The 14,612-nt window shown below is 42.3% G+C and carries 14 protein-coding genes; 7 read left to right on the top strand and 7 right to left on the bottom strand.

Features of this window, described 5'->3' with window-relative positions; all coding sequences use genetic code 11:
• Window positions 1-39 precede the first annotated feature (39 nt).
• On the top strand, window positions 40-2,538 hold the full coding sequence (locus tag ACHUFI_RS13870; RefSeq protein ID WP_394250062.1) for a bifunctional diguanylate cyclase/phosphodiesterase: 2,499 nt from the start codon (window positions 40-42) through the stop codon (window positions 2,536-2,538).
• A 44-nt stretch (window positions 2,539-2,582) separates the two neighbouring features.
• Here the strand turns inward: ACHUFI_RS13870 and ACHUFI_RS13865 are convergent, their stop codons facing one another.
• The 5 genes from ACHUFI_RS13865 to ACHUFI_RS13845 all read right to left on the bottom strand — a co-directional run bounded on the left by ACHUFI_RS13865 (window position 2,583) and on the right by ACHUFI_RS13845 (window position 7,576).
• Complete coding sequence (locus ACHUFI_RS13865; protein WP_394250060.1) at window positions 2,583-3,392, bottom strand: metallophosphoesterase family protein; 810 nt, start codon at window positions 3,390-3,392, stop codon at window positions 2,583-2,585.
• Window positions 3,393-3,553: 161 nt separating this feature from the next.
• Window positions 3,554-4,060 (bottom strand): type II secretion system protein, encoded by a 507-nt coding sequence (locus tag ACHUFI_RS13860; protein WP_394250058.1) that lies wholly within the window; start codon window positions 4,058-4,060, stop codon window positions 3,554-3,556.
• Window positions 4,060-4,755 (bottom strand): VV20781 family protein, encoded by a 696-nt coding sequence (locus ACHUFI_RS13855; RefSeq protein WP_394250056.1) that lies wholly within the window; start codon window positions 4,753-4,755, stop codon window positions 4,060-4,062. Before ACHUFI_RS13855 ends, ACHUFI_RS13860 begins: the two co-directional genes overlap by 1 nt.
• Before the next feature lie 274 nt (window positions 4,756-5,029).
• Window positions 5,030-6,988: a putative bifunctional diguanylate cyclase/phosphodiesterase gene (locus tag ACHUFI_RS13850; protein WP_394250054.1), complete on the bottom strand. Its 1,959-nt coding sequence runs from the start codon at window positions 6,986-6,988 to the stop codon at window positions 5,030-5,032.
• A 24-nt stretch (window positions 6,989-7,012) separates the two neighbouring features.
• Window positions 7,013-7,576 (bottom strand): hypothetical protein, encoded by a 564-nt coding sequence (locus ACHUFI_RS13845; protein ID WP_394250052.1) that lies wholly within the window; start codon window positions 7,574-7,576, stop codon window positions 7,013-7,015.
• Window positions 7,577-8,131: 555 nt separating this feature from the next.
• Between ACHUFI_RS13845 and ACHUFI_RS13840 the strand changes: the two genes are divergently transcribed.
• The 5 genes from ACHUFI_RS13840 to ACHUFI_RS13820 all read left to right on the top strand — a co-directional run bounded on the left by ACHUFI_RS13840 (window position 8,132) and on the right by ACHUFI_RS13820 (window position 11,869).
• On the top strand, window positions 8,132-8,824 hold the full coding sequence (locus ACHUFI_RS13840; protein ID WP_394250185.1) for a response regulator transcription factor: 693 nt from the start codon (window positions 8,132-8,134) through the stop codon (window positions 8,822-8,824).
• Window positions 8,825-8,840: 16 nt separating this feature from the next.
• Entirely contained in the window at window positions 8,841-10,163 is a 1,323-nt protein-coding gene (locus ACHUFI_RS13835) for a sensor histidine kinase (protein WP_394250050.1), read from the top strand.
• A 223-nt stretch (window positions 10,164-10,386) separates the two neighbouring features.
• Entirely contained in the window at window positions 10,387-10,938 is a 552-nt protein-coding gene (locus tag ACHUFI_RS13830) for a DUF6817 domain-containing protein (protein ID WP_394250048.1), read from the top strand.
• 3 nt (window positions 10,939-10,941) lie between these two features.
• Window positions 10,942-11,433 carry a GNAT family N-acetyltransferase gene (locus ACHUFI_RS13825; protein ID WP_394250046.1) on the top strand — a complete coding sequence of 164 codons (492 nt, stop codon included), beginning with the start codon at window positions 10,942-10,944 and terminating at the stop codon, window positions 11,431-11,433.
• 130 nt (window positions 11,434-11,563) lie between these two features.
• Window positions 11,564-11,869: a c-type cytochrome gene (locus ACHUFI_RS13820; RefSeq protein ID WP_394250044.1), complete on the top strand. Its 306-nt coding sequence runs from the start codon at window positions 11,564-11,566 to the stop codon at window positions 11,867-11,869.
• A 14-nt stretch (window positions 11,870-11,883) separates the two neighbouring features.
• Here the strand turns inward: ACHUFI_RS13820 and ACHUFI_RS13815 are convergent, their stop codons facing one another.
• Window positions 11,884-12,411: a GNAT family N-acetyltransferase gene (locus ACHUFI_RS13815; RefSeq protein ID WP_394250042.1), complete on the bottom strand. Its 528-nt coding sequence runs from the start codon at window positions 12,409-12,411 to the stop codon at window positions 11,884-11,886.
• Between the two features lie 225 nt (window positions 12,412-12,636).
• Here ACHUFI_RS13815 and ACHUFI_RS13810 point away from each other — a divergent pair, with 225 nt between their 5' ends.
• Window positions 12,637-13,902, top strand: a complete 1,266-nt coding sequence (locus tag ACHUFI_RS13810; protein ID WP_394250040.1) for an HD-GYP domain-containing protein — start codon at window positions 12,637-12,639, stop codon at window positions 13,900-13,902.
• Between the two features lie 67 nt (window positions 13,903-13,969).
• Here the strand turns inward: ACHUFI_RS13810 and ACHUFI_RS13805 are convergent, their stop codons facing one another.
• Window positions 13,970-14,605 carry a DUF2057 family protein gene (locus ACHUFI_RS13805; protein ID WP_394250039.1) on the bottom strand — a complete coding sequence of 212 codons (636 nt, stop codon included), beginning with the start codon at window positions 14,603-14,605 and terminating at the stop codon, window positions 13,970-13,972.
• Window positions 14,606-14,612: the final 7 nt, after the last annotated feature.

The following is a 14,612-nucleotide window of genomic DNA, read 5'->3' as shown; positions in this document are numbered from 1 at the left end:
TATGGTATCTCGTCCCATTAATTGTTAGCAGTTGAGTAGATGCTGGATATCAACGACAGAAAACTAGTCTGGTTTATAAAATATTTACCAATCTCAATCATTGTTGCCTCTGCAATTCTTCTCAATGCAGTCATGATGGTTGGCATCAATCATAAAGTGAAAGCTTTGGTTGATTTGGTGAGAATTGATTACATTTCCGCACAAAAGTCGATTGTCGAAGCTCAGGTATTACAAGTTTCTCAGCAGGTCGAACACATTCAAGAAGTAGTTTCTCAAGAAGTGAAGAAAAAGCTTAAGTTGAGAATGGACCGGGCGTACACCGTTGCGCAAAATATCTACTCTTCAAACCAGCACCTTTCGGAAGATAAACTTAAATCGTTGATCATTAGTGAGCTACGTAAACTTAGATACGACGAAGGGCGAGGCTATATTTACCTCTATGATATGGAGGGAAACAGTTTGATGCATCCAATCCTTCCTGAAAACGAAAATACCAATCAAATCAATATGATGGACTCCAAAGGGAACGCCATCATTCGAAGCCAGATTCATTCTTTAAAAAACAGAACCGGTGCGTATTCACGTTATTGGTTTATCAAGCCTGGCTCGGATGGTCAGGAATTCGAAAAGCTGAGCTATAACCGACGCTTTGAACCGTTTAACTGGTATTTGGGTACTGGTGAATATGTTGTCGATATCGAACTGACCGCTCAGGAGCGTATTTTAGCGATTCTTTCAAAGATTAAGTTTGGTGAAAATGGCTATTTGTTTGTGTTTAAGAATGATGGAACCAGTCTGCTTTATTTTAATCAAGTGATGGGTGCGAATGCTCGGAACGTGTTTAATGATCTTGGAGACAAATTTAAGAAAGACGTTCTGGAAGCTTCCCAAGATGGCGGCTTCGTTGATTATCAGACTTATAATGAACATGGCTTAATCGGACCAAAAAGCAGTTACGTGAAAGCGTTAGATCACTGGGATTGGATTGTTGGGACAGGCGTGTACCTAGACCAAGTTAATGCTTCTATCGAGGTACGTAAAGATGAACTCTTAGCCGAATCTCGTGAAGAGTTTAAGTTCGTACTGCTGGTGAGTGTCATTGTCACCCTCCTTTGTATTTTCTTTAGTGTATTAGTCAGTCGTAGAGTCTCTGCTCGCTTCACACAAATGGAGAGTCGGATATCTGATGATTTTAGCCGGTTGCAGACGAGTCGTCGTCGCCTTGCACATATGGCTAGCCATGACTCATTAACGGCATTGCCAAATCGTTCGCAACTCGAAGTACAAATCAATCAACACATCACACGAGCTGAAGCATCCGGTAGCTTAGTCGCGATCGTGTTTGTTGATCTTGATGATTTCAAACGAATCAACGACCAGTATGGCCATACTTCGGGGGATGAGTTGCTCAAGCAAATCAGCTTCCGCTTTCGCCAAATTCTAGGTGGTGGTGATGTTGTGTCTCGCTTTGGTGGAGATGAGTTCGTATTTTGTTTGCCAATGCTGAATGATTTGAATGAAGCCGAACAAAAAGTGCGTCAGATATTAGCGACCTTTCAGCAAGAGTTTGAGTTGGGAAGCACATCGATACAAACACGCTGCTCGGCCGGTGTCGCGATGTACCCATACGATGGTACTGAGGTCGAAGACTTGATCGCGAAGGCGGACATTGTGCTGTACAAAGCAAAGGAAAGTAGCAAAGGGGATGTGGTCTTTTATGATGACGTGATCAACAAACAAATTCAGTTTGATTATGCGGTTGAAGAAAAATTGAACAGTGCGCTTTCCAAAGGTGAATTGAGTGTGATGTATCAACCTCAAGTCGATTCACATTCACAGCAACTAAAAGGTATTGAGGCGCTTTGTCGCTGGGAAAATGATGAACTTGGGTTTGTATCTCCGCTCGACTTTATTCCCGCGGCTGAACGTACGGGGAAGATTCAATCTATCGGTGAATTTGTTCTGACTAAGGCGTGCGAAGATACCTTAAAGCTGATGGCTAATGGGCCGAATGCCGTGGGCGTGTCTGTTAACGTGTCGCCAAAGCAGGTGCTTGATGCGGGCTTTGCGGAGCGAGCGATTGAGCTTGTTGAGCAAACTGGGTTGGCCCCAAGCCGTGTTACTCTCGAAATCACAGAAAACATTCTAATCAAAGAACTTCATATAGTAGAACCGATTTTGCGTAAGTTAAGGGACTACGGCTTTGGCGTGTCGTTGGATGATTTTGGAACGGGTTTTTCCTCCTTGAACTATTTGAACACGCTGCCGATCAGTGAAATCAAAATTGACCGTTCTTTTATTGGTAAGTTAAATACTAGCCAACATAGCGAAACCTTAGTTAAAGCCATTATTGAAATTGGTGCATCTTGTGGCACGAAAGTGGTGGCAGAAGGCGTGGAAACCGATCAGCAGCGACAAACCTTAAAAAACTACCACTGCGATCTTCTTCAAGGCTATTACTTTGATAAGCCCTTAAATGTTGAAGACTTGATGCAAAGCTATATTAAGCCTAACACCACGCGACGTGCACAGGGGTAATTCATTAAGGGGCGCATGAACTAAGTGCCCCTTAAAGTGAATCCCTAACGTTTAGGCACATCCGCTTCAAACTCAAAAGAGCAATGTCTGAACTGTGGGGAGCTTCTGAGCTGATTCACTTCATAAACCATGTAGCCAATTGTGGCAGTACGTTGGTATTCCGGAATTTGGTGATTGAATCCGTAGCAGGTTGCGGGTGATACAAGTTGAGGGATGCTTTTCAACTGACTACCGACTTGAACGTTTGTATCGAAGTATTGGTGTGCATGCCCGCTAATAACCGCCAATGTTTGGGGGTGAATAGATTGCCTGACTTTGGCATGATTCTCGATACCGATGGTTTGAAACCAGTCGGCACCGAAATTGTCGATAGGGTGATGGACAACGACTAGGCTGCTTTTCTTGCGAGTTTCTTTTTTAAGAAATTGAAGCGTCCGCTCTGATAGCCGGCTAGAGCCTAAGGCCATATCGGATAAAGGCTTGTCACTGGAATCACATAACAAGACTTGGCAGTGCTCACTTAGTCTTATTTTAGGTTTGATGTGAAGGCGACTGTCTGTGAATGCGCGAGTCATTAACGTTCGGCAGTCATGGTTACCAGGAATGGCGTAGATCTTTGAAAATGTACTGCATGATTCAATGATTTGCTTAAACTCAACGTATAGTGTTTGAGTTGGAGCGCAAACTAAATCTCCCGTGATCAAAAGAATATCGTGCTCTTGTTGACTGGTATTTGCATGAGTGGCACGTTGTTGCTCTATGTGTTCAAGGATCCAAATTAAGCGCTTTTTGGCGCTTGGGTCAGAAGTATTATAGTGGCAGTCACTGATCTGAAAAATTCGGCAGATTTCCAATGTACGCATCCTAGTAAGTGAACTCGTGCGTATTGTCCGGATAAGTAGTTGGGAAAGCTAGTGTTTTAGAGCATTTCTGCTTATGACCTTCAAAACAGGGTGTAAAAGAAAAGGCTTTACTAACCATAAGTTAGCAAAGCCTTTTTTAGCAACCGTCTTTCTTAGCAGCCGTCGAGCAGAGTGATTATTTGTGGCTCTTTATGTGGTTGGTAAAGAACCTGGCAAAAACTCCCTTCGGTGTTATAGGTGTAATGATCTTTAAAAAACGTGATCGCAGCAATTAAATGCTCTTGTTCATCAGGGTTTTGATGTTCGTCATCATCCGCTTTATTTCGAACGTACAGTTTGGCTGTTTCTTCATTGGTATCAATGTTCATCAGCCGCTCAATTGCATTAATGAAGGCAATTGGATAGCCATAGCAAACGAAGTACCCTTCCACCTCTACTTTTGTCCCCGATGTGCAGGTGTCTTCCACTCCGGCAATCGCAGATTTGGCAAACACCATATCTATGCCAGTACGTAGATTCCCTGCGACACCGCCAATTTTACTTGCTCTTGCATCCGCTTGAACTTGTGAAAATTTCATCATGGCGCCCGAAGCGACGAACGCCATAATCACAATACTTGCGATAAGCTCAAGTAAAGTAAAACCTTTTGTTTTAGACATTAGTCTTCAGGACGCCAGCTAAGTGCGCTCGCAATCGTACCGATTACCAGTGTGTCTTGTTGCGCGTCAGACAAGTTAGGCAGCATTTGCAGGGTCAACATACCATTAGTTTGAGCTGCAGCGACTTCTTGTGAACCTTGTTTGAAGCTATAGCCTAATGGTTTTTCTACAGCCATCATTAAGTCTTTGCTGCTATGAACGGTTTCAACATTGTAATGAGTAGAGCCCAAACGAATGAAGCCCGCTTCTTTTTTCTCTAGGCTTAGCTTGATCATTCCCGCTTGTGGTTCAAGTATGAATTCACCAATTTCTTTTTCTTCTTGGCTTACCGCACAACGGTAAGGTTTGTTACCACCAAAATCGACACCCATGTAGTTAACGGATGTGCCACCACCAGAACACACGAGTTGCCATTTTTCGCCGTTGTCGTTACGAGTAATCTCAGCGGCAAGTTCACCATCTTTAAAGGTAACGGTGTTAAACCAAGTCGAGTTTGATGAGTCACGGCTATATTGTCCTTGATACAGTCCTGCTAAATCAAACGTACCTTCCTCACCTAAACCCCAAAAGTCACCATCGGTTTTGATGATAAGCTCTGGCTCGGCGCTAACAGCATCCGATTTTTCCATAATGGCAACGCTGCCACAGGCTGTTAATACAAGAGTAGGAATGAGAACCGAAAGTAGTTTTTTCATGCTGGAATCCGCTTGGTAAATATAAATGGGGAACAAATTTTCGGGAAGAATAATTGAAACTCAAACATGAATATAGAGAGTGAAAATACCCATAGAGCCAGTAGACACTATGTAAGTGAGAAATATACCAATAAGCTTATTTAAAACATGGCTTTACAGGTGTTAAGGCTGTTAAGTCTGCTTTGTAAGCCTATGTAAGAGGTCGCGGTAGCTCACTGGACTAGGAGTGAGCTATCCGTGATTGATAATTAAGTTTAATGGTTGGTTTTGATAATTAAGTTTGGGTCAATGCGTGGCTATCGGAGAGAAATTCCTTTTCAATATCAGACGGTGCTTTTGGGCGGCTGAACAGAAAGCCTTGCATGTAGCGGTAGCCACTTTTGATAAGATGCTGATGTTGTTCTTCGGTTTCTACACCTTCCGCCACGACCTTTAATCCTAGAGTGTCGCAAATGGCCAGAGTTGCCTGAATGATCGCTTCGCCTCCGGAATGACTACGCTGGACAAAGCTTTTGTCGAGCTTTACCGTACTGATCGGTAAATCGTGCAACATTGAAAGTGAAGAATAGCCCGTACCAAAATCGTCTAAGTACAGCTCAACCCCGAGTTTCGACACCGAGGACAGCGTCTGTTTTACATCATCGTGTTTAAAGATCATTGCTGACTCAGTGATCTCTAGAGCAATGCAGTGAGCTGGGATCTGATAGTAATCCAGCATTGCCGCAAGTTGGACAGGAAATGAAGTATTAAGTTGAGTGCCGGAAATATTGATGTTGAGTTTTATATTACCGCGGTACTCTTGATGCCAAATAGACAATTGCTGTAATGCGGAGTTGAGAACCCAAAGTCCGAGAGGAACGATCTGCCCAGTTTCTTCGGAAAGTTTTATGACTTCATCGGGCCTAACGCACCCAAGCTCTTGATCATTCCAACGCAGTAATACTTCAAACTGGCTGATTTGAGGGTTTTTGTTATCAATAATGGGTTGATAATGTAGAGATAGCCCTTCATTTTCGAGAGCGTAGGCTAACCTTTGGCGGATCTCTAATTTACGATGTAAGGTTTTGGCAAGGTCAGGGGTGAACGTTTGTGTGCAATTACGGCCATTGGTTTTCGCTTGATGCATGGCGACGCCAGCTTGCTTTAGTAACGTTTCTTGGTCGGTCGAGTTATCAGGATAATGTGTTGTCCCTATACTACAGCCAACTGAAATCGAACCGATCCCTTCAATGTGAAAACTCTTGTTCATCAGTTCGATAATACGAGAACTAAGCAAAGGGATATTAGGATTACGGCAAGTGTGTGCGATCACCACAAATTCGTCTCCACCAAAGCGGCCTATCATGCACTTGTTATTGACCAAACTGGTTAGACGTTCGCCCACTTGTTTCAAGAGTTGATCACCAACGGAATGTCCATAAGTATCGTTGACGAGCTTAAACCCATCTAAATCAATGAAGAGAAGCTCAAAAGCAGAGCGGTGCTCTAAGCTGCTGGCTAATAGGTTGGTAATTCCTCGGCGGTTATAGAGATTGGTGAGGTAGTCATGCTCCGCGTTGTATTTGACTTTAAGTAGCTTCTCTTTTTGTTTGGTAATGCAGGTAAGGTTGAGTAGAAGCTCCCCTTTATCAAAACGCCAGTTTCCTTGCACATCAAAGTAATGAGTGTCTCCGGATATTTGGCAAACAATCTCTTCAAGAACCTCATGCCCTTTTTTTGCTTGTAATAGCCATTGTGCCGCAGTTTCTTCACAACATAGGAAATCAGCAAGAGATTGAAACGGCTTTCCATAGTTGATTTGAAAAGCGGTGTTCGAACTGATGATCTGTCCGTCTTTATCAAATAGCAAAGATAGGTTCGCGCCATCAGAGCAGGCAAGGTCGTATCTGAGTTTTTTTTCTTCAGACAGAACCTGTACCAGCATGCCAATTCGATTATCTGGTAACGGGATCCCAGAGAATAAGCACAATGCTTTTTTGGCGATATCTTTAGGAGTGAAATGCCACCATGTGCGGATAGTTTGTTGGTTGTTAAAGCGTCGTTTGTAGTCTTCTAGAGTGGCTTCAATGGCTTTGGTCATCTCTTTACTGAGATCGCGTCGCTGAAGCTCCGAAAGTGATTCGGTTTCCCACAGTGCTAGGGAGCTATCGTTTGCCCAAAAAATACACTTATTATCAATGTCATACACCCAAACTGGGTTAGTTAAGTGGTTGAGTATTTCGTATGTTTTCATGGTTAGCCACTCTAGAGGTTTCAATTACAAATTTAAGGAACGGGTAATTTTGATGACCTTGCCTTGAGCGGAGGTTTCGGCGATGTAGCCTTTTTTATCGTCGAAGAACTCACCGTTTATGTACATCCAACCGTTATCGACTTTAAGGATCTGTTTTTCGAATCTGTCGTCAAACATGGATTCAGCTGGGTAAACGGTTTCGATTGCTTCAAATAAGAGTTGTGCCTGTTCTTTGTTATTCACACGGAAGTCTGGCTTTAAGCAAAAACTTAGTTCTGGAAGCGGTTCCGTGGTGTATGGAATCGTCATTAAACCAAGGGCGTCTTTATGGTGGTAATACAGGAAGCTCTCTGAGCTAGATTGCCCTCCGTCAGCACTCATGAAGTAGGGGGTGGCGGTATAGAATTCACAGTTAAATACCATCGTTTGAATAATGCTTTTATTTGGAACGACCTCGATGTTAATTCTGGATGACACTAGACTTTTTATATTATTTTCTACACTGTCACTTGAATTATCAGCAATGACTAATGTAGGGGTTGTTAATAAAATAGATAAAGTGAACATTTTTTTAATTTGGCTGAACATAAATTTTCCTTAATTATGCCTTCAATGTGAAATTCTCAATTTTGATAATTAAATAAAAAAGCGAGACATTAGTTATGGAGTTATGCTAATCGACAACATCACCGTTACCAAACTTGCACCAGTCACTTTATGGTGTATTTGTTTGCTTTATCCTTTAAGTAATCGGTTATATTGCGTTCTTCCGCTGTTGGAATTAGTGTTTTATGCTGAAACCATAATTAAAAATCGGACTATGTATTTCATAATCTTTCATATTTTCTTTTATTTGGTGGTAATTTAAAAGTAAATGAAATACGTGTAAGTCAGTGTAAGTTTATAAATGCAATGTAAGGTGGGAAAATTTGCTGGTTATTTTTGTGTATAAATAGAAAACTAGATTCATAATATAAATTGTTAATGAAATATTAATTTTAACAACTCGTAAAATCTGTATTGTTTTATATACACTGGTAAAAATAATGTTTTACGTACGGTAAATATCCTGCTGAATATTTCAGGTTGAAGCTATAACTTGCATATATATACTACGCCCAAATCTATAAGGCGTATTTGATGATGAATAAAGCAAAAGTCCTAATTGTTGAAGATGACCCAGAAATTGCTCGATTAACCACAATGTATCTAGAGGCTGAAGGGTACGATTTAGAAGTGGTTCATGATGGAAGTTTAGCTATCGACGCCATTCGAACATTTAATCCAGATCTTATTCTTTTAGACCTAATGCTTCCTGGCTTATGCGGATCTCAAATCTGTCGTCAGGCCCGTGAGTTTTATAACGGTATGATTTTGGTGCAAACCGCAACCGATGATGAAATGAGTGAAGTCAGCTTATTTAAATTTGGCGCGGATGATTATGTGACTAAGCCAGTTCGTGGGCATGTATTGCTTGCCAGAATTGAAGCGCTATTAAGACGTGCTAAACCTGCCGCTGCTGCCCCTTCTCCTACGATTACTTCTACAAGTAACGGCATCGAAATCGACCCTGCAACTCAAGCTGCGACTCTTAATGGCCGCTGTCTAAATTTAACCTCTGCAGAATTTGAAATCCTCAACTTACTCGTCGCTAACACAAGCGATGTCGTCACTCGCGAACAGTGTTGTCAGTTATTTCGAGGGATAGATTACTCATTTAATGATCGCTCCATCGATATGCGAGTTTCTGGCCTAAGACGTAAGCTGCGAGAGCATGCTAAAGACAAACAATTTATTCGAACTATTCGAAACAAGGGGTACATGCTTGTTGCTTAGGCGCTTAAAACCATCCATGTTTGTCCGCTTATACATTGGTAGCGTTATTGGCTTGGTCTCAACGGTTTGGATATTTTTGACACTTGGTGATGGCTATATGCGCCGCACCGAAATAGAAACCTTTTTGAATGATGGGACCTATTTTGTCGATCAATATATTCAACAGCGTGGGAGCCCGCAGTCCCTTTATAAAAATCTCGACATGAACCACAGACAGCAGTTCTATATTTTTGAGTTGGAACTGCTAAATAATTGGGATGGTTCTCCTCCATGCGATACATGTGAATTGCTCTATACGTTAAATGGCATACCGGTTTATCTGCGTGGTGACGACTTGTACACCGCCGTTTTTGCGCTGCCTAACTCTTCCCATAGTTTTGTGTTCAACGAGAGTCGAGACTTCTTTAGCCCTGAAATCGTGTGGTATGAAGATTCAGAAAAGAACTTCTTAATCGCATTGCTTTTGGCAATATTTATCGCAATTGGGCTGTGTATTTACTTACCTGTCTACCGCTTACAGCGTCATATTCAGAATCTGATCGATACGCAGAATAAGTTTGGACTTGGTAAGCTGCATACTCGCGCCAACACTAGCCTACCTAAGCCGATTTCAGAGCTTGCTAAGAGCTTTAATGAAATGGCAGAGGAGATAGAAAGTAAGGTAAAACAAAGTCACATCTTTTCTCAGGCGATCCCTCATGAAGTGCGAACTCCATTAAGTCGGATTCAACTGGCTGCGGATTTATTGAGGCGGAAAGCGCCGGAAGATCAACACATGCTTTTTGAAGACATTGATACTTATATTGACGATATCAATGAACTGACTTCTCAAATTATGATGTTGTCGAAGCTGAATGTGATGGATAACAGCTTCTTTGAACTGGTGAAGATCAATGTTGATGTTGCCGAGTATTGCCTAGAAAGAGTTCGTTACGCGAAGTTCGAAAACGTTGAGTTTAATAACCGGCTAGACGTTGGGGTAAGAAGTAAATTTGATTGCACAATGGCGCGCCTGATTGTCGATAATGTCATGAAGAACGCTAACAATTACTCTCATGGCAAAGTCTGGGTCACGTTGGATGAAAATGCAGAAAGCTGGCTATTGATTATTGAAGACAATGGCCCGGGTATTCCTGCTGAGAAACGTGAAGAAGTGTTGATGCCTTTCGCTCGCTTAGATGAGAGTAGAAGTATTCAAAACCACGTTGGCTTTGGTTTAGGGTTAGCCATAGCCAAAGCAGCAGCAAAAAAATTAGCTTGGGGTATCACAATCTTCGATAGCAAGCATGGTGGTGCGAAGTTCACCATCGTGATACCGAAAGAAAACCTCACGCCATAAGCAATGGAAAACTGCGTTATATGAGCCCCTCAATAGTTTGAGGGGCTTTTTTGTATGCGTACCACACCGGCATAATAACGGCGATATTTTCATCAAACTCTCTATAATTGATTGCTTCATCATCTAACTATTTGACTTTTATTCATTTAATCCATATACCCTGTTTGCAACTTGATGCATTATTTTGTGATTGAGCAACTCGACGATTGGAAAAGGAATAACCATGTATGAACAATTTGAAAAGCTTAAAGCATTGGGCGCGGGCGATTTTCAACACTTAAACGGTTCATTGGAATCTCACCTAAAAGGGACTGAAGCAATTTTGGAATCTTGGGGGGCGAGCGATGTACTTAGACTTGCCGGATTATTCCATGCCGCTTATGGCACCGCCGGTTTTGATGAAACTATGGTATCGCTGGCGCAAAGGCAGGAGATTGCTCGAGTCATTGGCGAAGAGGCAGAAGCCTTAGTGTACTTATATTGCTCTTGCGATCGAGATGCGGTTTTCGCCCAGTTTCCAAGTGATCAGCCAATACGGTTTCATGACCGCTTTTCAGGTTCAACCTTTGAATTAGACTCTGAGCGGTGTCGTTTGTTTTGCGATCTGACCGTCGCCAATGAATTAGAGCTCGTGTATGAAAGTGAATCGTTTAAGCGAAAGTATGGCAAGGAATTAGCCGAGTTGTTTCAATCGATTGATTCGTTTTTGAGTATACAGGCGAAGCAAGCGTATCGGGCTGCTTTGTCTACGTACTTAACTGTTAAGGCCAAATGATTAATGAAAATTAGAGATGTACAGGTGGCTGATGCGAAAGGCATCACCGAGGTATTAAACCCAATTATCGAAGAGGGGCTTTATACCATCTTAGACAGAACCTTTACCTGTGAAGAAGAAGCCGAATTTATCGAGCAGTTTCCTAAGGATGGCGTCTTTACGGTCGCAGAAAGTGATAGTTCGATGATCGCAGGTTTTCAAAACGTAGAGCCTTTCGCGGGTTATACGAAAGCTTTTGATCATGTAGGGATCATTGGCACTTTTGTGGATACTAGGTTTAGAAGACAAGGGGTGGCTAAAAAACTATTCCAGCTCACGTTTGAGCGGGCAAAAGAGAAAGGCTACGAAAAGCTATTTGCCTATGTCAGAGCGGATAACGAAAGAGCCTTAGCCACGTATATAAACCAAGGGTTTGAAGTTGTCGGTACTGCGAAAAAGCACGCAAAAATAAAAGGGCAGTATATCGATGAGGTACTTATAGAAAAGTTTCTTTAAGTGACTGAATTGATTCAGTGAACGAAATGTCCTAAAGGTGATTTTGAGCATGCAGTCTGTGTTGTTAGAGTCACCTTTTCTGTTTAAGGTGGAATGTAAGGGCAAGCGGATGTAACTAAGGAGAAAGGGTATGCGATGGTTCACGTCATTATCGGTCGCTGCACTGCTTTCTGGGTGTGAGAAGGACGTTCATGATCACCCTGAGCTGACCACAGGGAAAGAGCTATTTGAATACCATTGTTCGAGTTGTCATCAAAGTAGTGGGCAGGGCAAGTTCTTAAAAGGGATCCCTGCGAACCGCGCGACATCATTATCTTCAGAGCAGATATCGCACAAGATTACACAGGACAAAGAAAGTGACTCTAAGATGCCGACTTTCCCTAAAATGGACAAGGAGGAGAGCGATAAAATCGCGGCTTATGTAAAATCGTTATGAGTCGGGCAAACTAACTAGCGTTGCAAACCATAAATCGCATGGTCGACGATGCGCCCATTAAGGTTTTCTGCGCGAGTGATCGTTCCTTCATATTTGAATCCTAAACGTTCACAGAGCTGACGGCTCGGCTTGTTATCGACCGCAACATGCGCTTCTATTTTTTGCATGTCTAGTTCATTAAATGCAATGTCCGCTAATTTAGTGACAACACGCGACATGATGCCTTTTCCCTGTTCAGGCTGTGAAAGCCAGTAGCCTATAATGACCTTCCCTAAATCGTGATTAATAGAGTTAAAACTACAGTTACCAACTAAACGTTCTTGGTACCAAATGGCACATGTCATGCTTTTTCCTTCTGCGTATTCATTCAGACAGCGTTGAACAAAAATACGGAAGTCTTGTTCGCTTTGGCAGTGTGGTGGCCAAGCGAGCCATTGAGAGAGATATTCTGTTTGGCTCTGCACAATTTTTTCATACATAGGCGCAAAGCTTTCTTGAACAAGCGCTAACGAAAGCTCTGAATCAATTGACGTTTTAAACATTGAAACCCTTGAATTATTGATATTTGTTTATGTTATATCACATGCATATGTGATGATTATCCCAATACCTTAAACTTGTCGCTTCTTTTGTGACACGAAATTTTTGTAGTACGTTATAAGGGTCACGAAAAAACATAATCCATAATTTTTATGTGTCTATAGATACTACTTTTGAATTAGAATTGACACAAATATATATAAGAACAATAAAAGCTAGGTTATTTAATGAAGTCTTACAGCAAAGGCGTGACAGTCGATTTGCGGCGCGCGTTGTTTGGCATTGCCAAAGCTCTGGATAATATTGGTGTTGAAACAAAAAATCATGGCCAACGAGTTGGATACATTGCGTATAAATGTGCGTTAAGTGTTGGCTGGGAAGAAGAGCAAGCTCAACTCGCTTTCTACCTTGGTTTGATCCACGACTGCGGTGTCACTCAAGGTGACGAATTGATGGGGCTGCTGTCCGAATTTGTTCCTCATGGCACTCATAAACATTGCCAGAAGGGCTACCAGATCTTAAAGGAATGTCCGGCTCTATCTATTTTTTCCAAGCCAGTATTGTATCACCATACTCCATGGCGTGAATTGAAGGACACGCCGATCAGCCTACTCGAAAAAGAACTGGCGGCAGTTGTGATGTTGGCTGACAGAGTTGACTACTTATACGGTGAAACTGCGTCTGACCGTTTTGGCAACCTGACGAGGGATAGCAAGTCGTATATTGTGCAGTGTTTAACGGCTTCGATGGATGACTTGTTTGAACCGAATTTGGTTCAACATATGTGTGAGCTTGTTGATACGGACGACTTCTGGTTTTCAATGGAGATTAATTACATTGAAAGCATGAGCAGTAAACTTGCCCCTATCCCGTTCTTTTCTCAACATATGTCATTGGATGAAACGATCTCTTTTGGAGAGTTTATTGCGAAAGTGGTAGATGCCAAAAGCTCATTTACTTTTCAGCATTCACTTAAAGTGGGTCAACTCTCTGAATATTTAGCGAAGCAACTTGGCTATTCGAGTCCAACCCAAAGGAAGATGTATTTAGCTGGGCTGGTGCATGATATTGGTAAGCTTCAAACTCCTAGCGATGTATTGCATAAAGCTGGCTCGCTGACCGAAGAAGAATACTGCTGTATTAAAAGGCACGCTACCGATACTCGTTTTTCACTGCAAGAGCTGTTTTTGTCGGATCAGATATGCGAATGGGCATCCAACCACCATGAGCGACTGGATGGCTCGGGTTACCCGCTCGGGAAGACGGCAGAGCAGCTAGACCAGCCAAGTCGAATTATTGCTGTGGTCGATGTATTTCAAGCCTTGACGCAGTCTCGCCCTTATCGAGCTGGAATGAGCTTAGAGCAAACCATCGCTATTTTGAAAGAGTTGGTGGATACCCATAAACTTGATAAGGAAGTGTTTAGCTGTTTAAGCAAACATGCCGAATATTGTTATGAGCTATCTACCGAACAAATGGCGCTAGAAGCGTAAAGGGAATCCAATAAAAAAGGCTTGTCATCGACAAGCCTTTTTTTTATTTATAGAGAATTGCTAGAGGTTACTTTTGATTTAAGAATGCCTTGAAGCGCTCTCTTGTTTCCTCATCGGCTTTTTCATACCAGAAATGCAGCATTTCTTCTGCGTTGTTCTGCGCGTCTTTTTTCGAGATGGCTGGGAGCGTTACCGGTAGGTTTTGACGGCTTGAAAGAGCTGCGATGCCACCAGCGCGGTTGTAATCGACACTTTCGCGTTCAAAGTCACGACCGATTTGCATGCCATCTTTAATTAACTCTTCTTGCGCAAGTTGGACTGTATTTCCGTTACTGTCTGTTAGCGTCCATTCAATCGAGCGCACGTTTTTCTGAGCTTCACGCGCATTTCGGTAGTTGGGAAGAGTAAAGTCTAATGTTGAATCTTTACTGTCGAACGTCGCGATAATAGGCTGGCTATCAATCGAGGTGCGTTCAGTGCTCTGATCAAAATTAATCGTATAGCGGAAAATAATTTGGTTTTGTCCGTTGGGCAATGTGAGTGTTTTGCCCGACGAAAAGAAACCAGAGCTTGTTGGTTTTGCTTTAGCTTCGTTAGCCACTAAAACTTCAATTTCACTCGGGACGTTAAGAGTCACTTCTGCGAATGACATGGCAGAGGCGCTCATTGCCATAATGAATGTCAAAGGCTTGATAATATTCACGGTTTAA

The organism is Vibrio profundi (assembly GCF_043642225.1).
Taxonomy (GTDB): domain Bacteria; phylum Pseudomonadota; class Gammaproteobacteria; order Enterobacterales; family Vibrionaceae; genus Vibrio; species Vibrio profundi_A.
Note: the sequence above shows the minus strand (reverse complement) of the source record. Positions and strands in the feature narration are given on the sequence as shown.